This window comes from Actinokineospora spheciospongiae, from assembly GCF_003182415.1.
Taxonomy (GTDB): domain Bacteria; phylum Actinomycetota; class Actinomycetes; order Mycobacteriales; family Pseudonocardiaceae; genus Actinokineospora; species Actinokineospora spheciospongiae.
On sequence record NZ_QHCP01000001.1, the window covers coordinates 416,140 to 434,986 of the forward strand.

21 protein-coding genes and 2 tRNA genes are annotated in these 18,847 nt (G+C 71.7%); 7 read left to right on the forward strand and 16 right to left on the reverse strand.

Translation table 11 applies throughout. The features are described from left to right. Positions 1–3: 3 nt before the first annotated feature. Positions 4–1,797: a glutamine--fructose-6-phosphate transaminase (isomerizing) gene (glmS, locus tag DFQ13_RS01725; protein WP_110078549.1), complete on the forward strand. Its 1,794-nt coding sequence runs from the start codon at positions 4–6 to the stop codon at positions 1,795–1,797. Then, positions 1,794–2,471 (forward strand): HAD family hydrolase, encoded by a 678-nt coding sequence (locus DFQ13_RS01730; protein ID WP_110078550.1) that lies wholly within the window; start codon positions 1,794–1,796, stop codon positions 2,469–2,471. Before glmS ends, DFQ13_RS01730 begins: the two co-directional genes overlap by 4 nt. A gap of 12 nt (positions 2,472–2,483) precedes the next feature. Here DFQ13_RS01730 and DFQ13_RS01735 read toward each other — a convergent pair whose 3' ends face one another. Beyond that, complete coding sequence (locus DFQ13_RS01735) at positions 2,484–2,849, reverse strand: VOC family protein (protein WP_110078551.1); 366 nt, start codon at positions 2,847–2,849, stop codon at positions 2,484–2,486. 83 nt (positions 2,850–2,932) lie between these two features. On the opposite strand from DFQ13_RS01735, the gene DFQ13_RS01740 reads away from it, so the two are divergent. Next, complete coding sequence (locus DFQ13_RS01740) at positions 2,933–3,376, forward strand: MarR family winged helix-turn-helix transcriptional regulator (protein ID WP_110078552.1); 444 nt, start codon at positions 2,933–2,935, stop codon at positions 3,374–3,376. A gap of 49 nt (positions 3,377–3,425) precedes the next feature. On the opposite strand, the gene DFQ13_RS01745 is transcribed toward DFQ13_RS01740, so the two are convergent. Further along, the gene (locus DFQ13_RS01745; RefSeq protein ID WP_219994223.1) at positions 3,426–4,484 is read right to left on the reverse strand and encodes an SDR family oxidoreductase; all 1,059 of its coding nucleotides are present in this window, start codon (positions 4,482–4,484) and stop codon (positions 3,426–3,428) included. 163 nt (positions 4,485–4,647) lie between these two features. Here DFQ13_RS01745 and DFQ13_RS01750 point away from each other — a divergent pair, with 163 nt between their 5' ends. Further along, a complete protein-coding gene (locus tag DFQ13_RS01750; RefSeq protein ID WP_233438252.1) occupies positions 4,648–4,893 on the forward strand; it encodes an ArsR/SmtB family transcription factor in 246 nt (81 codons plus the stop codon). A 114-nt stretch (positions 4,894–5,007) separates the two neighbouring features. Here DFQ13_RS01750 and DFQ13_RS01755 read toward each other — a convergent pair whose 3' ends face one another. The 5 genes from DFQ13_RS01755 to DFQ13_RS01775 all read right to left on the reverse strand — a co-directional run bounded on the left by DFQ13_RS01755 (position 5,008) and on the right by DFQ13_RS01775 (position 8,460). After that, a complete protein-coding gene (locus DFQ13_RS01755) occupies positions 5,008–5,163 on the reverse strand; it encodes a DUF397 domain-containing protein (protein ID WP_110078803.1) in 156 nt (51 codons plus the stop codon). A gap of 2 nt (positions 5,164–5,165) precedes the next feature. After that, positions 5,166–5,996, reverse strand: coding sequence for a helix-turn-helix domain-containing protein (locus DFQ13_RS01760; RefSeq protein WP_181399792.1), 831 nt, complete (start codon positions 5,994–5,996; stop codon positions 5,166–5,168). Positions 5,997–6,248: 252 nt separating this feature from the next. Further along, positions 6,249–6,710 carry a MarR family winged helix-turn-helix transcriptional regulator gene (locus tag DFQ13_RS01765; protein ID WP_407643116.1) on the reverse strand — a complete coding sequence of 154 codons (462 nt, stop codon included), beginning with the start codon at positions 6,708–6,710 and terminating at the stop codon, positions 6,249–6,251. 2 nt (positions 6,711–6,712) lie between these two features. After that, positions 6,713–7,315: a CE1759 family FMN reductase gene (locus tag DFQ13_RS01770; RefSeq protein WP_035281539.1), complete on the reverse strand. Its 603-nt coding sequence runs from the start codon at positions 7,313–7,315 to the stop codon at positions 6,713–6,715. Beyond that, complete coding sequence (locus DFQ13_RS01775) at positions 7,312–8,460, reverse strand: LLM class flavin-dependent oxidoreductase (RefSeq protein WP_110078556.1); 1,149 nt, start codon at positions 8,458–8,460, stop codon at positions 7,312–7,314. Before DFQ13_RS01775 ends, DFQ13_RS01770 begins: the two co-directional genes overlap by 4 nt. A 284-nt stretch (positions 8,461–8,744) precedes the next feature. Here DFQ13_RS01775 and DFQ13_RS01780 point away from each other — a divergent pair, with 284 nt between their 5' ends. Further along, positions 8,745–9,227 carry a hypothetical protein gene (locus tag DFQ13_RS01780; protein WP_110078557.1) on the forward strand — a complete coding sequence of 161 codons (483 nt, stop codon included), beginning with the start codon at positions 8,745–8,747 and terminating at the stop codon, positions 9,225–9,227. A gap of 16 nt (positions 9,228–9,243) precedes the next feature. Beyond that, entirely contained in the window at positions 9,244–9,453 is a 210-nt protein-coding gene (locus DFQ13_RS01785; protein ID WP_110078558.1) for a hypervirulence associated TUDOR domain-containing protein, read from the forward strand. A gap of 8 nt (positions 9,454–9,461) precedes the next feature. On the opposite strand, the gene DFQ13_RS33475 is transcribed toward DFQ13_RS01785, so the two are convergent. From DFQ13_RS33475 to DFQ13_RS01815, 6 genes are all read right to left on the reverse strand, one after another. Beyond that, entirely contained in the window at positions 9,462–11,789 is a 2,328-nt protein-coding gene (locus tag DFQ13_RS33475; RefSeq protein ID WP_181399793.1) for a hypothetical protein, read from the reverse strand. Between the two features lie 25 nt (positions 11,790–11,814). Continuing rightward, positions 11,815–11,886 (reverse strand) — tRNA-Ser (locus DFQ13_RS01795). Positions 11,887–11,890: 4 nt separating this feature from the next. Continuing rightward, positions 11,891–11,962, reverse strand: a tRNA-Asn gene (locus tag DFQ13_RS01800). 53 nt (positions 11,963–12,015) lie between these two features. Next, complete coding sequence (locus DFQ13_RS01805; RefSeq protein ID WP_110078559.1) at positions 12,016–12,744, reverse strand: DUF899 family protein; 729 nt, start codon at positions 12,742–12,744, stop codon at positions 12,016–12,018. Further along, positions 12,741–13,112 carry an ArsR/SmtB family transcription factor gene (locus tag DFQ13_RS01810; protein WP_052021025.1) on the reverse strand — a complete coding sequence of 124 codons (372 nt, stop codon included), beginning with the start codon at positions 13,110–13,112 and terminating at the stop codon, positions 12,741–12,743. Before DFQ13_RS01810 ends, DFQ13_RS01805 begins: the two co-directional genes overlap by 4 nt. Continuing rightward, a complete protein-coding gene (locus DFQ13_RS01815; protein ID WP_110078560.1) occupies positions 13,102–13,533 on the reverse strand; it encodes an SRPBCC domain-containing protein in 432 nt (143 codons plus the stop codon). Before DFQ13_RS01815 ends, DFQ13_RS01810 begins: the two co-directional genes overlap by 11 nt. 206 nt (positions 13,534–13,739) lie before the next feature. On the opposite strand from DFQ13_RS01815, the gene DFQ13_RS01820 reads away from it, so the two are divergent. Then, positions 13,740–15,227, forward strand: a complete 1,488-nt coding sequence (locus tag DFQ13_RS01820; RefSeq protein ID WP_146241029.1) for an FAD-dependent oxidoreductase — start codon at positions 13,740–13,742, stop codon at positions 15,225–15,227. A gap of 297 nt (positions 15,228–15,524) precedes the next feature. Here DFQ13_RS01820 and DFQ13_RS01825 read toward each other — a convergent pair whose 3' ends face one another. Genes DFQ13_RS01825 through DFQ13_RS01830 form a run of 3 tightly spaced genes read right to left on the reverse strand, consistent with a single transcriptional unit; the run spans position 15,525 to position 18,822 of the window. Then, on the reverse strand, positions 15,525–16,832 hold the full coding sequence (locus DFQ13_RS01825; protein ID WP_181399794.1) for a glycosyltransferase family 2 protein: 1,308 nt from the start codon (positions 16,830–16,832) through the stop codon (positions 15,525–15,527). Beyond that, positions 16,826–17,773 carry a glycosyltransferase gene (locus DFQ13_RS33480; protein ID WP_181399795.1) on the reverse strand — a complete coding sequence of 316 codons (948 nt, stop codon included), beginning with the start codon at positions 17,771–17,773 and terminating at the stop codon, positions 16,826–16,828. Before DFQ13_RS33480 ends, DFQ13_RS01825 begins: the two co-directional genes overlap by 7 nt. Beyond that, on the reverse strand, positions 17,770–18,822 hold the full coding sequence (locus tag DFQ13_RS01830; RefSeq protein WP_110078562.1) for a glycosyltransferase family protein: 1,053 nt from the start codon (positions 18,820–18,822) through the stop codon (positions 17,770–17,772). The genes DFQ13_RS33480 and DFQ13_RS01830 overlap by 4 nt, the downstream gene beginning before the upstream one ends. Positions 18,823–18,847 lie beyond the last annotated feature (25 nt).

Consider the following 18,847-nt stretch of genomic DNA (forward strand, 5'->3'; position numbering starts at 1 on the left):
GACATGTGCGGAATAGCAGGGATCACCGGAACCGACGACGCCGGACGGGCGCTGGTCGACGCCCTCGCACGCCTGGAGTACCGGGGGTACGACTCGGCGGGGATCGCCACCCACGCCCCGGACGGCATCGAGGTCCGCAAGTCCGCGGGCTCGGTGGCCGCGCTGGCGGCGCTGGGCTCGCCCGGGGGCGAGCGCCGCTCGGGCATCGCGCACACCCGGTGGGCCACCCACGGCGCACCCTCCACCCGCAACGCCCACCCGCACCTGAGCCACGACGGGACCACCGCCCTCGTCCACAACGGAACGGTCCGCAACGTGGCCCGGCTGCGCGGTGAACTCACCGACCGGGGCATCGCGACCACCTCCGACACCGACAGCGAGGTCCTGGTCCACCTCATCGCCTGGCACCGCGCCCAGGGGGTCGACGCGCTGGAGGCGGTCCGGCTGACCCTCGCCCGCGTCGACGGCGACTACGCGGTGCTGGTGATCACCGCCGACCGCCCCGGCACGCTGATCGCGGCGGCCTCCGGCAGCCCGCTGCTGATCGGCACCGACGGCCGCGCGGTCCACGTCGCCTCCGACCGGGCCGCGCTGAGCAGCGGGTGCACCCACTGCTCCCCGGTCCTCGACGGCGAGGTCGTGGCCGTCACCGCCGCCGTCCCGGCGGGCCGGACCTGGGAGGCGCTGACCCCGGGGACCACCTGGACCGACAAGGGGTCGTACCCGAACTTCCTGCTCAAGGAGATCAACGAGCAGCCGCAGACCAGCCGGGCCGCCATCGGGGCGCTGTTCTCCCCGGTGGCCGAGGGTTCGGCGGCGGACTGGGGCAGCGCCCTGGACCGGTCGGCGGTCAAGCGGGTGTGCTTCCTCGGGTGCGGGTCGTCGTACTACGCGGGCCAGGTCGCCGCCTCGTTCGTGGAGAACCTGGCCCGCATCCCCGCGACCGCCGAACCGGCGGCGGAGTTCACCCAGCGGGACCCGGTCGTCGAACCGGACTGCCTGTACGTGCTCATCAGCCAGTCCGGGGAAACCCTGGACACCCTGCACGCCCACCGGTTCCTGCGGCGGCACCCGGTGCAGGTGCTGTCGATCGTGAACGTGCGCGGGTCGAGCCTGGACCGGGAGAGCGACGCCTCGATCCCGCTGTGCGCGGGCGCGGAGGTGTCGGTGGCCTCGACCAAGGTGGTCACGAACATGCAGATCGCCGGGCTGGCCCTGGCGTCGTGGCTCGCCCGCGCCGACTACGGCTCGAAGTCGGCGGCCCTGCTGGAACTGGACCTGGCGCTGCCCATCCTGCCGACGATCCTCGCCGACCTGCTGGCAGGCCAGGACGCCGAGATCCGCGCGCTCGCCGAGTCCGTGCACGCCTTCCGGAGCATGTACTACCTCGGTCGCGGCCCGTCGTGGCCGGTGGCCCGCGAAGGCGCGCAGAAGATCAAGGAAATCTCCTACATCCACGCCGAGGCGTACCAGGCATCCGAACTCAAGCACGGCCCGCTGGCGCTGGTCGACCCCGACCACGTCTCCGTGGTGGTCGCCGCCAACGACGCCGGCGGGCAGCAGAGCGCCACCCTCATCGGCCAGATCCAGGCCAGGGGCGGCGCGGTGGTGGTGTTCTCCCAGCACCAGGACTACGAGTTCGACGCCCCCACCGTCCGGCTGCCCGCCGTGCACCCCCTGCTCGACCACATCGTGATGGGCGTGGCCCTCCAGGTCTTCGCCTACCACACCGCGACCCTCCTCGACCGCGACGTCGACCGCCCCCGAAACCTGGCGAAGAGCGTGACAGTGGAATGAACAGCGACCTGCGAACCTCCAGCCTGGCCACCACCATCCGCCTCGACATCGGCGCGCTGATGCTGGAGTGCCGAGCCATCTGCTTCGACCTCGACGGCGTCCTCGCCGACTCCCACGACCACATCACCCGCGCCATCACCCGCTGGGCGCAGGCCCGGCAGGTGGACCTGCGCGACCTGGCGGAAGCGTCCCGCTCCCTGACCGATGTGGAGTTCGTCCGCATCGCCGCCCCGCACCTCGACGCCGAGGCCGAGGCCCGCGAAATTCAGCGGATCGAATACGAACTGGCCGGGGAAACCCCACCGATGCCCGGGGCCCTGGAGCTGTACCGAAGCGTCCCCCGGCACGCGACGGCTGTTGTCACCTCCGGGGCCCGGGCGGTCGTGACCCGCCGCCTGCACTCGCTGGGCGTCGGGGACCCGAACATCCTGGTGAGCGCGGACGACGTCACGGCGGGCAAACCGGACCCGGAGCCCTACCGCACCGCGCTGCGCCACCTCGGCGCCCACCCGGCCGACGCGATCGCCGTGGAGGACACGGTCGTCGGCGCCCGCTCGGCCAAGGCGGCGGGGATGCGGGTGATCGGGGTGGGGGAGCACCTGACCGGCGGCTGGCTCACCACCCTGTTCGAGACGTGCGTCCCCAGCCTGGACCACATCGGCACCCGGGCCTGATCCGGGCGTTGATCAGCCGCCGTGCGCGGTGATGGCGTAGCCCTCGGGACCGGTGAAGGTGAACATCCGGCCGAACGGGCTGTCCGAGGGGTCGGCAACGATGCCCACCCCTGCGGCGGCGAGCCGATCGTGCAACTGCTGGGCGTCGTCGGTGCCGAACCACAGGGCGACCCCGAGGCCGGGCCGCTCGACGGAGTCGAGGTCCACCCCGGGCAGGGGCGCGCGGACGGCGAACGGAACCGGCTCGGTGGCGAACACCACCGCTCCCGGCGGTGACGCCGGAGCCCGGCGCAGGCCGAGGTGCTGCTCGAAGAAGCGGGCAGCCGCCTCCACGTCGCGCACCTGGAGGGCGATGAAATCGGGTCCGGTGACGGTCATGGGTTCTCCTCGTCGGTTTGCATGTCAGGAGTTTGACATGGCGAACGGTAGACCTGACCGTTCCGCTATGTCAAACTCCTGACATGCCGGATCTGCCGCCTGTCCCCAACGTGACCCAGCGCTTGGGCTACCGCCTCAAGCGCGCCGCCGCCGCGTTGCGGGGTGCCATGGACCGGGGGCTGCGCGCGCACGGCCTCACCGTGCCGCAGTACGCCTGCCTGGAACTGCTCGACCAGCAACCCGGGCTGTCCAACGCCGAGCTGGCCCGGGGCACCTTCGTCACCCGGCAGTCCATGAACGTGGTGCTGCGCGGCCTCCAGGACGGCGGCCTCATCACCCGGCCCGCCACCACCGAACACGGCCGTGCGCTGCCCGCGCACCTGACCGAGGAGGGGCGCCGACGCCTCGCGGCGGCCCGGGGCGTCGTGTACGCCGTCGACCAGCGGTTGGCGGATGCCGTTCCGGCGGAACGCCTCCCCGGCCTGCTCGCCGACCTCGATCGCCTGTCGGCCGCGTTCGACGGGTGAGCTTGTCCGTCGCGGGGTGTCGACCGTGGCCCAGGCGGCCGGTCCGCGTTCATCGAGGCGGGATGATCTTGCGCGCCCGCATCTCGTCGAAGATGCGCGGGAACATCTCGGTCGTGTCGACGTAGCGGTGGAAACCGTGGCGGCGGGCCTTGGACCCATCGGCGATGAAGTCGTAGTCCCAGGAGAACACGGCGTCACCGAACGCCCAGGACGACACGTCCCGGTAGGGCGTGGGCGCCAGGTCGTGCTCGGCGGTGATCTCCCGCCACACCTGCTCCTTGTCGGCCATGACGGTGGCGAGGCTCATCGGCAGGCCGGGTGCGACCGGGAGGTCGAAGTAGTCGGCGATCCGGGGCCACATCTCCTCCCAGCGGAACAGGTCGCCGTTGTTGATGTTGTAAGCCTGGTTCGCGGCAGCCGGGTCGGTGGCCGCCCACACCATCGCTTCCGCGAGCAACCCGGCGTCGGTCATCTCGATCAACGAGCGGTAAGCACCCGGTTTGCCGGGAAAGCGCAGCGGAACGCCGAGGTGTTTGGAGATGGTGGCGTAGACGGCGATGACCATCGCCAGGTTCATCGGGATGCCGAGCGCGAAGCCGCACACCACCGACGGCCGCAGCGCCGACCAGGTCCAGTCCTTGCCCCGCTGGGCCCGCTCGACGAACGCCTGCTGCTCGACGTTGAACTCGGGCGGCATGTGCGGCGGGTCGTCCTCGCGGGCTGGGGTCTTGAACGGTCCCAGGTGCGCGCCGTAGACCTTGTAGCCCTGCACCAACTGCACGTGCCGCAACCCGGCGGCCACCGGCTCGATCGCCTCCAGCGCGTTGACCAGCATCCGCTGGTTCGGCTCGACCAGCCCCGCGAACGTCGGGGCGTCCTGGTAGGCGGCGTAGAACACGTGGGTCACGTCGGTCAGGCCCGCGAGCTTCGCCCGCGTGTCGTCGGCGTCGAGCAGGTCGACGCTGATGTGCCGCACCCGCTCCGACCCCTCGCCTCCCCGCCGGGACAGGCCGATCACCTGCCAGTCGCCCAGCCCCTCCAGGTGGTGGACGAGGTTCCCCCCGATCACCCCACGGGCTCCCACGACCAACGCCACGTTGTCCGACAAGACCAGCCTCCGATCGTCATATCGAAATTTTCCGATGCATCAAGCTAGCACGCTCCATCGAAGAATGGCGATACCCCGGTACAGTGGGGTTGTGAGCAACGCTGAGCTGGACGACCTGCTGGAGGTGTGCAAGGCGCTGGCCAACCCCACGCGCTTGCAGATCATGGGCTGGCTGCGCGACCCGGCCGACCACTTCGCGCCGCAAGCCGACCCGGTGGAGGAGGTCGGGGTGTGCGTGAAGCAGATCCAGGAGAAGGCCGGGGTCTCCCAGTCCACCGCATCGCAGTTCATGTCGGTGCTCCAGCGCGCCGGACTGGTCGAGAGCACTCGGATCGGGCAGTGGACCTACTACCGCCGCAACCGCGAACGCATCGCCGCGCTGCCCGAACTCCTCAGCGCCAGCCTCTGAGCGCCAGCCTTTGGGCGACGTCCGGGCCGCCGGGAGTCAGGGCCTGGTACCCGAGTTCATTTGGTGGGGGTGGGTCACCGTGGTGCGCGGTGACCCACCCCTGGGTCCTGCGGGTCAGCGGCTGAGTCGGGTGATCAGCTCGCGGACGGCGGTTCGGGTCACGGGCAGGGTGACACCGGGTCGCTTGCTGTCCCGGACGGCTGCGAGGTCTTGCCGCAGTTCGACACATTCACCGTTGCTGCCGGAACGGGACGACCTGCGCCACTCCATGGTCACAACCTTTCTCGTAGTCGCTCGATCATACTGCGGCTTTCCGCAGTTGAAAGGGCCAAACGATCGAGCACCGAGCGCATGTTCTCATAGGCTTCGACCTCGGCGTCGTGCAGATAGACGCCGCTTTCATACAGCTCGGCGTAGAGCACGGGAGGCGCTTCGGGGAAGTGCAGCAGCAGCCAGGAATGCAGCAGTGCGCGGTGCGGCAGGCGGCCTCGCACGATGCGGACGTTGAGGCCCCTGGCCGAGGCCTGTGCCAGGTGATCCAACTGTTCTCGGAGTGCATCGATGCCGCCGAAAGGCTGGTGGAAGGCGCTTTCGTGGAGGAAGGCCACGTAGTCGACCTTCGGCAGCACGCCCTGCCGCCGCAGGCGGGCGAGCCATCGCAGTTCGACGTCCTGCGGCCCGTAGCCATCGCTCACCATGATGCCGGTGGCGTATTTATCCGTTTGCAGCAGCCCGGGAATAGAGTTGATCGTCCAAGTCGTGATCGCTCTGGCCGAGGCCTCGTAGCTGGCCAGGGTGCCCACGTCGGGGAGTACGCCAGGAAGGGGGCGGGACCACCAACCGGCCTGGACGCCGGAGCGGGCGCTTTCGATCAGCTCCTCGCGTTGGGCCGCCGGGACGCCGTAGGTGGTCAGGATGACCGCCACGTCCTCGCTGGTGATGTGGCGCTTGCCGTTCTCGGTGCGGCTCAGGGTCGCTGCCGACCAGCCGATCGCCTGGGCGGCGGCCTCCAGGTTCAACGCGGTCTGCTGCACCCGGACCGCTTTGAGCTGGGCGCCTATGGTTCTGTCCCGCGCCTGCGGGTTCTTCCTCTGGCCGGACACGGCTTCCTTTCCACCCCTGCAAGGACGCGTGTGCGCCGAAGCGGGGAATCTACAGTGTGGGTCGCATCCGGCGGGGCGGCTCATCATCAGGTGTTCGGCACCGAACCGCTGTTGCACCATACGCAACGCGTTCACACTAGGAGAAACCGGTACAGCACAACGAATCGACGGTCCGGTCGACTCGGGAATTCACTCGTTCGGCGGGGTGAAACAGAACTCCACTGTGGACGACACGGCTATCCACAGTGGAGTTCAGAATGGTGGGTCGAGGCGGGACAGGACCTCGGTGGTGATCGCTTCCAGGGCGGCGACCTGGTCGGGGGACAAGCCTGCGAAGACCGTTCGGCGGACGGTGGCCGCGTGGGCGGGGGCCGCCTTCTCGATGGCCTCGCGGCCCGCGTCCGTCAGGACCGCGTACGCGCCCCGCCGGTCGGTGGTGCACTCCTCGCGCACCACCAGGCCCCGGCGCTGCATGCGGGCCAGGTGGTGGGACAGCCTGCTCTGCTCCCACTGCAAGTACTCGGCGACCTCGAACACCCGCAGGCGCCCACCGGGGGTCTCCGACAGTTGGACCAGCACGTCGTAGTCCGCCATGGACAGTGACGAGGTCTGTTGCAGGTCGCGGTTGAGGCGGTTGCCCAGCCGTGCCGTCATCTGCAACAGACCTCGCCACGCCCGTTGTTCGTCGTCGGTCAGCCATTCGGGTTCCGGCACGGTCAGGCTCCGTGCAGGAGGGTTTCGAACGGAACCGGGTCGGCGAACGGGTCGGGTCGGGTCGCCGGGGGGCGGGCTGCCACCAGGTCGGCCAGGTCGGTTCCGGCTCGACGCACGCGGTCGGCCAGGGCCTCGTCGCCGCCCCAGTCCTCCGAGGCGGCGAACACCGCCGTGGGGGCGACCACCGCTCGCAGGTAGGCGAACAGGGGGCGCATCGCGTGCTCCAGGACCAGGGAGTGCCGGGCGGTTCCCGCTGTGGCGCCGAGCAGGGTGGGCTTGGCGGTCAGCGCGTCCTTGTCCAGCACGTCGAAGAAGGTCTTGAACAGGCCGCTGTACGACGCGGCGAAGACCGGCGTGACGGCGATCAGGGCGTCGGCGCCGGTCACCGTGTCCACCGAGTGGCGCAGGGCCTCGTTGGGGAAGCCGGTGACCAGGTTGTCGGCGAGGTCGCGGGCGTGCTCGCGCAGTTCCACGACCTCCACCGACACCTCCACCCCGCGTTCGCGCAGGGCCTCGACGGTGGCTGTGGTCAGGCGGTCGGCCAGCAGGCGGGTCGAGGACGGGACCGACAGGCCCGCGCTGACCACGGCCAGGGTGCGCTTCATCGGACCTGGGCCTCCTCTCGGGCCTGGCCGGTGACGTCGTCACCGGCGCCGTGCACGGTGCTGTCCTTCGCCCCGCCCGCTGCGGCGACGCGGGAGGCGTGCGTGGGGGCGTCGGGGACGTGGGCGGGCTTGAGGGCGGCGAACTCGCGGCGCAGGACCGGGACGACCTCCTCGCCGAGCAGGTCGAGCTGTTCCAGGACCGTCTTGAGCGGCAGGCCCGCGTGGTCGATGAGGAACAGTTGGCGCTGGTAGTCACCTACGTAGTCGCGGAAGCCGAGGGTGCGGTCGATGACCTGCTGGGGGCTGCCCACCGTCAGTGGGGTCTCGCGGCTGAAGTCCTCCAGGGACGGGCCGTGGCCGTAGACCGGGGCGTTGTCGAAGTACGGGCGGAACTCCTTGACCGCGTCCTGGCTGTTCTTGCGCATGAACACCTGCCCGCCGAGGCCGACGATCGCCTGGTCGGCGGCGCCGTGGCCGTAGTGCTCGAAGCGGCGGCGGTAGAACTCCACCATGCGCTGCGTGTGCTCCTTGGGCCAGAAGATGTGGTTGTGGAAGAACCCGTCGCCGTAGTAGGCGGCCTGTTCGGCGATTTCCGGGCTGCGGATGGAGCCGTGCCACACGAACGGCGCGACGCCGTCCAGCGGGCGCGGGGTGGAGGTGAAGCCCTGCAGCGGGGTGCGGAACTTGCCGCTCCAGTCGACGACGTCCTCGGTCCACAGGCGGTGCAGCAGTGCGTAGTTCTCCACGGCCAGTTCGATGCCGGTGCGGATGTCCTTGCCGAACCACGGGTAGACCGGTCCGGTGTTGCCCCGGCCCATCATCAGGTCCACCCGGCCACCGGCCAGGTGTTGCAGCATCGCGTAGTCCTCGGCGATCTTCACCGGGTCGTTGGTGGTGATCAGCGTGGTCGCGGTGGAGAGCTGCAAGCGGCTGGTCCGCGCGGCGATGTAGCCCAGGGTGGTGGTGGGGGAGGAGGTGAAGAACGGCGGGTTGTGGTGCTCGCCGAGGGCGAAGACGTCGAGGCCGACCTCCTCGACCTTCTCGGCGATGGTGACGACGGCCTTGAGCCGCTCCGCCTCGCTGGGCGCGCGACCGGTCGTCGGGTCGGTCGTGATGTCGCCGACCGAGAAGATGCCGAACTGCATGGGACCCTCCTGCTCACTGCGTGCCCTGCCGAAAGTACATGATGTGTCATGTACCCCCTTCAAGGCGCTGACCGGCCCGTTCATTCCCGGGGTGACGCGGGGCATACCGGGGTGCGCGGCGGTGACTTCCCCATCGGCTCGACGGGTGTTGTGTTAGTTGCTCCCAACTGCGGAAACACGGCCTCAAAAGATCGGATCGGGGCTATCTTGCGTGTCGTCCGACGAGAGGACCTCCCGGGTGTCCTCACCGGCACCACCCCACCCGGATCGCTCAGGAGCCCACCGTGTCAAGCCGCCTGTACCCCCGCCCCGCCACCCACGCGGGGTACATCGTGGGTACCGTCCTCGCCTCGGCCCTCGTCCTCCTCATGCTGTTCTTCGGGTTCGTGGGCGGGTACACCCTCCACCGGGTTGTCCTCGTGGTCCTCTACACCCTGGCGGCCCTGCGCGCCGCCCGCCTCGCGGTCTTCCCGTTCGTCGTCCTCGAACGCGACGGCCTGGTCGTGCGGATGACCTGGCGGACGCTGCGCGTCCCGCTCGGCGACATCGCCGCCGTCGACCTCCGCCCCGCCGCGAGCCGCAACGCCGCGGGCGACCGGTTCAACCCGGCCATCACCCGGACCGACGGCACCGAACTGGTCCTGACCAAGGCGACGTACCGCCTCGACTCGGCCTACCAGTGGCGCGTGCAGGACTTCTTCGAGGAGGTCGAGCGCCGCAGGCCCGTCCGACCACACGCGAACCTGGACGCATCAACCCCGCGATGACGGGTAGCCACCCGGCATGGCGAAGACATTCCACAAGGGTGACCGGGTCCGCTGGGACGCGGGGAACCAGAGTTCCGTCGGCACGGTCGAGGACGTCATCACCAGCGACACCCACGCGGGCGGTCGGAACGTGAAGGCGTCGAAGGACGAGCCGCAGTACCTGGTGCGCAGCGAGAAGTCAGGCCGGACCGCCGTCCACCACCCGGACAAGATCCACCCGGCCTGACTCCCCGCTCAGCGCCCGGCGATGTACCAGTGGCGGTACGCGGCCCAGCCGAGGAACCGGCGGCCGGTGCCGGACGGCGTGGTGCCCGCCTCGGTGAACCGGCCACCGCCCAGGACGTGCACCAGGCCCTCCAGGACGGGCGCGAAGCGGTCGCCGATGCCAGCTTCGGCGACCTCGCCGTGCAGGGCCGTGACCCGGGCGCGCTGGGTGATGGGGTCGCAGAAGCCCAGGAAGAAGATCGCCTGGCGCCACGCGTAGGCGGCGTTCTTCACCTGGATCAGCTCCGCGTGGTGGTGGGCCGGGCGCTGGGCGAGCAACCGCACCGCACCGCTGAACGCGCGTGCCGCCAGGTCTGGTGCCTGCTCGCGCAGCCAGTCGCCCAGGTCCAACGCGTGGACCAGGACGGCCAGGTTGTGCGTGGTGAGGATCTGGCTCTGCTCCAGCAGGGTGCCGTTGCCGGACGGGTAGCTGCTGCGGCCCGCCTCCCGCGCCCGCTCCTCGCACAGGTGGGTGAAGTCCTCGGCGACCTTCTTGCCCCAGCGCAGGGTGAAGCGGCTCCGGGTCGGTTCACTCCACCGGGTGACAGGCGGCAGGTTGTAGTAGGACGCGTAGAGGGTGCCCGCCGTGAACTCGCTCGCCACGAGCGCCGCCGCGTGCCACTGCGGGGTGAACGTGCCGGTGAAGATGTCCGCCGCCACCTCCTGCACCAGGGGTGGCTTGAGACCCGCCTGCGCCGCCAGTGCCCGCAGTTCGGTGACCAGCGGGTTCGGCGTGATGGCGTGCGGGAACGCGGTCAGGGTCAGCTTGGTGGCCTGCTCCAGCGCGCGCCGGGCCGCCACCGTGCCGGTGCCCGACCCTCGCAGCACCGCCAGTGCGGACACCCAGGGCAGTTCCTCGAAGCGGACCTGCTGCTCCAGGTTGAGCAGGAGCAGGCCGCGCCTGCGGCGGAACGCGGTGTAGAGCCGCTCGTGCAGGCCCGCCGCCACCGAATCGGCGAAGTTCGCGGCGGTCAGGCGGGAGGTCAACTGGGGGAGCACGGTCGCCAGCACGTCGGCGGAGGTGATCACGCCCTGGGCCACCAGTTCCTCCGGTGGTGCCTCCAGCGCGCGGGCGGTCTTGCGCACCAACTGCGGTGGCACGGCTGAACCGGGCGGGATGCCCTCGGTGTCCGCCTCGGACACCTCGGCCGCGATGGGCTCCAGCGCTGGTATGCCGCCGTCGGCCGGGTAGTGGCGCAGGCGGTGGGTGAGGACGCGGGCGAACGCGGCAGTGGTCGGGGTGCGGGCGGTCTCGGCCTGGTCCGCGCGGACGGCGGCGCGCTCGGCGGAACCGGGGGCGCCGTGGTGGGTGAGCGTGCCTGCCAGGGCGCGGCGGACCCAGCCCAGGTCCCGCGCGGTGAGGGCGGTGAAGTCCGCCGGGCAGGCGGTGAGGGCGTGGTGCAGCCGGGTGAAGTTGCCCTTGCGGTGGGCGTGCTTGCCGGTGAACCCGTGCTCGGCGCGGGCGCGCTCGAAGTCGGCGAGCCACGCGGCCCGCTCCGCCGCCCAGTCCGGGGGCAGGCGGGTGCCGGGGCGACCGCCGTGGAGTGCGCCCTCGTCGTCGAGGGTCGGCAGGTCGCCGTCGACGGTTCGGCACCACAGCGCCACGAGGCGGTCGTAGAGCGGGTTCCACACGCCCAGCGTGCGGTTCATCAGGGCCACCTGCTGCGGCACGACAACGGCGTCCAGGGAGCGGGTGACGTCGGCGACCGTGGCCAGGCGCACGGCGGTGCCGGACAGCGCGGCCGTGGGCTGGAAGTGGGGGGTGAACCGCAGCCGGTCGAGGAACGGGCGCAGCTCGTCGAGCAGGTCCAGCGCCGCCTCGGTGAAGCCCTTGTCCAGCAGCAGGGCCACGACCGCCAGCGCCGCCTCCTCCGGGATGTCGACCCGGTAGTGGCCCGTGCGCAGCGCCGCCAGCAGCTCGGCCTGACCGGCGTCGCCCAGGTACCAGTGGTTCAGGCGGGCGCGGTCGGTGTCGCCGGGGACGTCGGCGGGCAGCGCGGCCACCCGCCGGGACTCCTCTTCGGACAGCGGGGCGTCGGCGAGGTGGCGGCCGGTGGCGAAACCGCCGGTGACGACCTCCAGGGTGACCCAGGCGGGCGTGCCCGCCACCGGGACGCGCGAGCCCACGGTGATCCGGCCCGCCGCCATGCCCGCCAGCACCCGCTCCCAGCGGCGGACCTTCCCCGCCGCCCGCGCGCGGACCGCCGGGTCCTCGGCCCGCGCCGCGCCCAGCAGGGCGCGCTGCAACCGGTCGGTCGCGTACGCGGGCGAGGCGGACTGGCGCGGGTCGTCGGACACTGTGGACTCCAGGATGAGAAGGGGGACCTGGTGGCGAGGGTCGAACTCGCACCCGCCTGGTCTCGAGCCAGGTGCTCTGCCGTTGAGCTACACCAGGTTTGCCGTGGAGGCGGGATTCGAACCCGCGCCCTCCCGGATAACAGCCGGGTGATCCACCGCTGATCCACTCCACGTGGCGGCACGACCGTAACACCCGGTCGTGCCGCGCACAGCCAGTTTTCCGCGCTCAGGCGCCCAGGTCGTCGGAGTGGCCCGCGCGCAGCCGGGCCCACTGGGCGGTCGGGCGGCCGTCGACGATCTGCCCGCCGTCGGGCGTCCACCCCTGCGACCGGTTCTCGGGCATGTCCTCCCACTCCTCCTGCCTGCCGAAGGCGGTCATGTCCAGCAGCGAATAGGTCGGGGTCATCGCCTCGACACCACGGCCGTTGGTCGCGTAGGTCTCGAACACGCGGTCCCCGTGGCGCACGTAGAAGGCGAGCAGGAACGGGCCGCGACCGGCGAGCAGGGTCTCGGCGGACTCCTGGGCGGAGTACCAGGGCACGTCCCAGCCCATGAAGTCGCGGTAGCGGACGGTCTGCTCGTACGGACCCTGGCAGAGGACGGCGTAGGTGACGCCACGGGAGTGCAGGTAGGACAGTTCGCGGACCTGGCTGGCGCAGAACGTGCAGCCCGCGCACTGCTCGGCGGCGGGGTGGCCGGTGTGCCACATGTGGAAGTAGGCGATGAGCTGGTCGCGGCCCTCGAAGGCGTCCAGCAGCGTGACCGGGCCGGACGGGCCGACCAGCGGGGCGCCCGCGTCCACCTCCACCATCGACAGCCTGCGGCGGGCCGCCGCGATCTCGTCGCCCGCGCGGGTGTGCGCCTTCTCCCGGACGAGCAACGCCTCCCGTTCGGCGGTCCAGGTGGCCCGGTCGACCACGGCGGGCAGGAAGGGGGGTGTCGGGTTGTCGGTCACGGTGCCTCCGGGGTGTCGGTGTGGTCGGGTTGGTCGGTGGTGCGGTCGAGGTGGTCTCGCAACGCGGCGAGCGGGGAGTCCCAGTCGCGGGCCAGCGCGCCGAGGAACTGCTGGGCGACCCGCATCGGTGCGGAGTTCAGCCGGTGGCGCACGCGGCGGCGCTCGCCGGGTTCGGCGGTGACCAGGCCCGCGTCGGCGAGCAGGGCCAGGTGCTTGGCGATCGCCTGGCGGGTGATCGGCAGCCGGGCCGCCAGGTCCGTGGCCGTGGCCGGGCCCCGGGCGGCCAGCGCGGCCAGGATGGCGCGCCTGCTCGGGTCGGCCAGGGCGACGAAGACCTGTTCGGCTACCGCCTCGGGGTCAGGCGGCATCGAGGTGGTCGACCAGCTCGCCGAGTTCGCTCGCCCACCCCTGGGTGTGCGAGTCGTAGGCCGTGCGGTGCGCGTCGTCGGGCAACTGGGCGAAACCGGTCTCCACCACGGTCAGCCGGGTTCCGTCGCCCGCGGGTTCGAGGGTGAACTCGACGTAGGTGCGGCGGGGGTCGTCCTCGGGGAGTTCTTCGAGGGGCCAACTGAACCCGAAGGCGGTCGGCTCCTCGACCCGCTCCACCCGCATCTCGACCTTGTGCCCGCCGGTCCAGCTCATCGCCGCCGTGCCGCCCGGCCGCAGGTCGATGCGCGCCTCGTTGCCGAACCAGGTGCCCAGGCCCTCGGCGGTGGTCAGCGCCGCCCACACCCTGGCAGGCGGGTGCGCGAGGTCCAGGGTGCGCTCGATGCGGTTGGGAAAGCCCATGGGTTCCTCCGAAGTGTGGCAACTGGTTGGTTGCGACACTATGGCAACCGATGCGTTGCGTCAACCGGGTGCGGGGTTAGAGCGCGGATGGGCGGGGAATCCTGGCCGCTGGGTGCACCACCACCCGCGTGAACTCCGAGGAAAGGCGTCGTCGTGCCGCTCTCGCTGACCTGCCGGGCCCACCTCCACGACTCGGGGGTCCGCTCGTGACCACCACCGCCGAGCAGTCCCTGTGGTTGGGCGAGACGACCGTCGAGCACCTGCCGCTCACCGGTGAGCAGCGGGCGGAGGTGGCGGTGATCGGCGGCGGCATCGCCGGGCTGACGACCGCCCTGCTGCTGCAACGGCGCGGGGTCGACGTCGTCGTGATCGAGGCCGAACGGGTCGGCGGCGGGGTCAGCGGGAACAACACCGCCAAGGTCACCGCGTTGCAGTCCACGATGTACTCCACGATCGAACAGCGCCACGGCGCCCTCACCGCCGCCGGGTACGCCTCCGCCGCCACCGCGGGCGTGCGCGTGGTCTCCACCCTGGCCGAGGGCGTCGACTGCGACCTGCAACGGGCACCGGCCGCGACCTTCGCCTACGCGCAGGACGAACGGGCCACGGTCGAAGCGGAGATGCGGTCCGCCGACCGGGCCGGGCTGGCGGTCGAGTGGACCGAACAGCTCGACCTTCCGTTCCCGACCCACGGCGCGGTGCGGCTGCCGGACCAGATCGTGCTGCACCCCGCGAAGTACGTGCGCGGCCTCGCCGCCGCGTTCACCGCCGGGGGCGGGCGCATCCACGAGCGCAGCCGCGTGCGCTCCGTGTCCGTCACCACGCCCTACCGGGTGAGCACGGCCGACGGGGAGGTCGTCGCGGAACAGGTGGTCGTCGCCACCCACTACCCGATGCTCGACCGGGGCCTGTTCTTCGCCCGCCTCGACGCCGAGCGGTCCTACTGCGTCGCGGCCCGGCTGCGGTCCGGCACACCGCCGCACGACCTGGCGATCAGCGCGGGCAGCGAGTCGTGGTCGTTCAGCCGCCACGGCGATCACCTGATCGTCGGCGGCCAGGGCCACCCGGCTGGGGAGCGGGGGGTCGACGCCGGGCGGTACACCGCGCTCGCCGACTTCGCCCACCGGCACTTCGACGTCGCCGAGGTCACCCACCGGTGGTCGGCGCAGGACCCCAAGCCCTACGACAACCTGCCGATGGTGGGCTCCTACCTGCCGGGGTCGGCGCGGCTGTGGGTGGCGACCGGGTTCGCGAAGTGGGGCCTGGCGATGGGCAGCGTCGCCGGTGAGGTGCTGGCCGACCGGATCACCGGGGTGGACAGCGCGCACGCGGAGTTGTTCTCGCCGCACCGGGTGAGCTTGCGCAGTGCGCCGACGTTGGTGCAGCAGAACTTGAAGGTTGCCAAGGACATCGTCGGGGATCGGCTTGCCACCTCTGATGCCTCTGCCAGCGCTGATGTGCCGGTGGATGAAGGGCGCGTGGTGTCTGATGGGGCGGGGAAGAAGGGGGTTTACCGGGATCAGGCCGGGGTGGTGCACGCGGTGTCGTTGCGCTGCACGCACCTGGGGTGTTTGGTGCGGTTCAACGGGGCTGAGCGGAGCTGGGACTGCCCGTGCCACGGCTCCCGGTTCGACGTCGACGGGGCTGTGCTGGAGGGGCCTGCGGTGGAGCCGCTGCCGCGTCGCGATCCCTGAGGCAGGTTTTGGTGGGGTGCCCGGGGTGGGTGGATGTGCTTCGGCTCAGGAGCGGGAGTTTGTCACTGGTGCCCGGTTGGGTGGATGTGCTTGGTCGGGGCCCCTACGGCGATCATGTGGCCCAGCGTGACAGGGTGGGGCTGAAGGGATGCCCCACCGCCCAGACAGGCTTGCACATGATCGCCACCCCCGACCAAACACATTCACCCACCCGGGCATTCGCGTAACCGGGCAGGTGGTTTCGGGGTGGTCGGCGGCTGCGCTGGTGGGGTTCGGCGTGGCTTGGTGGCCATGACTCTAGGGCTGGGGGGTGCTGGGGTCGCGCTTTTCGAAGAAGCCCGCCAGTGTTGTGCGCGGTGGTGGTGGGGGGCCGGTTTCGATGTGGGCGGTGCCGAACTGGTCGCGGATTTCCTCGGAGGAGAACCGGTTGCGCCAGCGGTGGGCTCGGGCGGTGCTGCGGGTGCTGGTGAGGGTGGCGACCTCGTCACCGGTGGCGGTCAGCGTCACCTGGGCGAGGTCCTTGTCCACCAACAGGTTCATCGCGGTTGTGACAGCACCGGGGGGCAGGGGGGCGCGTGCGTGCAGGCGGGCTCGGCAGCGGCGGAGTTGGTCGGGGGACCACGCCTCGGTTTGTGCGGTGCGGCCGTAGAGTTCCAGAGCTGCTGGGTCGGCATCTGGAGGCAGGCGGATTTTCAGGTCTCGGAAGTCTTGGCGCAGCAGGGAATGGGTGGTGCGGAAGGGGTCGGCTGTGGGGGACAGGTCCACCAGGACGTCGGGGAGGTCGATCGGGAGGGCTGCGCCCCGGGTGGTGGGTTCGGGGATGAGGGCGGCCAGGCGGGCGCTCTGGCGGTCCAGTGCCTCGCGGTCGGAGTCCCGGCCTTCCCAGTCGGGGCCGTCGTGCCAGGCGGTGGCTGAGCGTTCGTGGACCAGGACTGCTCCTGCGTTCCAGGCGCGGTAGCCGAGGTCCCAGTCTTCGCCGCCGTAGCCGGTGAAGCGTTCGTCGAAGCCTTCCAGTTCCTCGAAGAGGGTTTTGCGGCAGGCCAGGAGGGCGCTGATGACGTGGCGGAAGCTGCGGCCGTCGGCGTCGAGGAGGTTTCGGCTCGTCGTGTAGCCCTCGGTCAGCCAGGTGGGTTCGGGGAGGTGGGTGGCGGTGGCGGGGTGGGCATCCGGTGCCGTGCCGGTGAAGTCCGCGTGCCTGCGGCGGCCGACGGCCAGGGCGTCGGGGCAGCGGGAAACCGTTGCGACGATCTCGCGGAGGAAGTCCGGTTCGGGGACGGTGTCGGCGTCGAGGAAGACCAGGACTTCGCCGGAGCTGTGGCGGGCGCCCAGGTTGCGGGCGGCGGCTGCTCGGAAGCCCCGGTCGGGTTGGCGCACGACGCGGGTGGGTGGGCCGCCGGTGGGGGGTGCGGGCGGGGTGGCCGAGCCGTCGTCGGCGATGATGATTTCCAGGGGTGGGGCGGTTTGGCGGTGCAGGGCCAGGCAGGTGCGTTGCAGTTGGTGGGGTTGTTCGTAGTGGGTGACGACGACGCTGACCCGGGGGGTGGGGATGGGGTAGGGGGCGAGGAGGTCCCAGCGGTTGCCGGGCACGAGGACGTCGGTCAGCACGGGACGGCCGCGTGGACCGAGTCGTAGAGCGCCCGGTGGGCCGCGCCGGTGTCCGGCCACGGCGGCGGGTTCGGCAGGGTGGTGCGGGTCGGGTCCGCCAGTGCTGCGGTGATCGCGTCGTCCAGGTCGTCGTAGAGCCACACCGGGCTGTGGGCGGCGACCTCGTCGGCGTAGTCGCCGTGGGCGGTCAGGGGTTTGCGGCGGCCCGCGAGCCAGGTCAGCAGGGAGCCGCTGGCGCTCACGCCCCGGTTCAGCGCCAGCGGGACCGTCACGGCGGCCACGGCGGATGCCATCTCGGTGTCGCTGAGGGTGCCGGTGATGGTGAAACGGACCCCGAGGTCTGCGGCCAGGGTGTGCAGGGAAGCGGCCAGGTCGTCGTGTCCGGTGCTGACCGCTCCCATGGCCACCACTGCGGGTCTTGTGGGCTGGCGGGCTGCGGCGGTGATCGCCTCGGCGTGGCCCTTCCCGGGGTAGACGAAGCCGAGGACGCCCAGTGTCGGAATGGCTGCCCATGGCGGGCGATCACCGGGAGTGGGGAGGTGGGGGAGTGGCAGGTCGATCACCCGCACCGGGTCGCCGCCGAGTCGGGCGACCTTGTCCGCCTCGTGCCGGGACGAGACCACCGCCGCGTCGCAGGCGGCCACGACCCGCCGGTAGGACTCGGCGCGGGCGGCGCCGCGCCGGGGGTCCGGGTCGGCGCCGGGCACGTCGTGCAGGGTGACGACCAGTGGGCGCGGGGCGGTAGCCGCCCAGGTCTCGAACGCGGTGGCCGCCGCGCGGGTGTCGGGGCCGTACAGGCCGTCGGTGAACTGCGCGTGGACCACGTCCGGGTTCGACGCCACCGCCCGCACGCCGTGGGCCGCCGCCAGGTCGGCCACCAGCGCCGAGTGGCGCACCACCCCGTGCGACGCCGGGCCCGGGGCGTGGAACAGGACCCTCACACCCCCACCTCCTGCCGGACCCCGCGCAGCGCCGCCCGGTAGACCGCCTCGTGCGCGTCCGCCACCTCCCGGCGCTGGCGCAGCCGATCCGCGTGACGGGCCTGCCACACCGGCCGCTCGTGGTAAGCCCGCCGCACCGCCGCGTGCAGCGACTCCGCGTCGAACCCGTCCTCGTCCATCCCGTAGGACAGGCACGGCGCTTGCTCCGCGTAGAAGCCGCACGACGGTGCCACGACCGTCGTGCCCAGGTCGTGGCACGCCTCCAGCCAGCCGGAGTGGGTGCCGAACCGGTAGGGCAGCACCGACACGTCCAGGCCGCGCAGGTACTCCCACAGCTCCTCGTCGCTGAACGGCGGGTGGACCCGCACGTCCAGGTCGGGCAGTGCGGCGGCCACCGCGCGACCCCCGGCGTCGTCGTGGGCGTCCACCCGCAGGTGGGCGCCGGGCAGCGCGGCCACCGCCGCCGCGAGCGCGCGGGCGACCGGAACGGGATCGCTGTTGGCGCGCTTGCTCTTGGCGTGCAGGCCCACCACGAAACCGGGGCCGCGTTCCCGGGTGCCTGCCAGCAACTCCAGTGGGACGACGTGCGGGTGCGCGACCACCTCGGGCGTGCGCCCCCACCGCTCGGCGATCCGGGCCGCCGCGCCGGGGGTGAGCGTGACCACCGCGTCCGCCGCCGGTACCAGCACGTCGAGGGCGGCGGCGTGCGGGGCGGGATCGGGGTGGTGCGGGTTGCGCAGGTCGTGCACCGTCAGCACCAGTGGGCGCCGGGCCCGGCGGAGTGCGGCGACCAGGTCGCGCAACTGCGCCGGGGTGCGGTCGTCGAAGCCGAAGTGCAGGTGGTAGAGGTCGAACTCGGCCGCGTGCGCGTCCACCCAGGACCCCTCCAGCAGCGGCGAGGGCCACCACTGGCCCTCGGGTGCGCCGGGGACGGGCGGGGCCGGCAGCCGGTGCACCACCCCGCCGTCCTCGACGGGTGACAGGTGGCGCACGTAGACGTGTCCGGAAGGGACGGAGGCCACCCGGATGGCGGGTGAGGGCACGGGCATTGGCGCGTATTCCCCGAACCGCCCT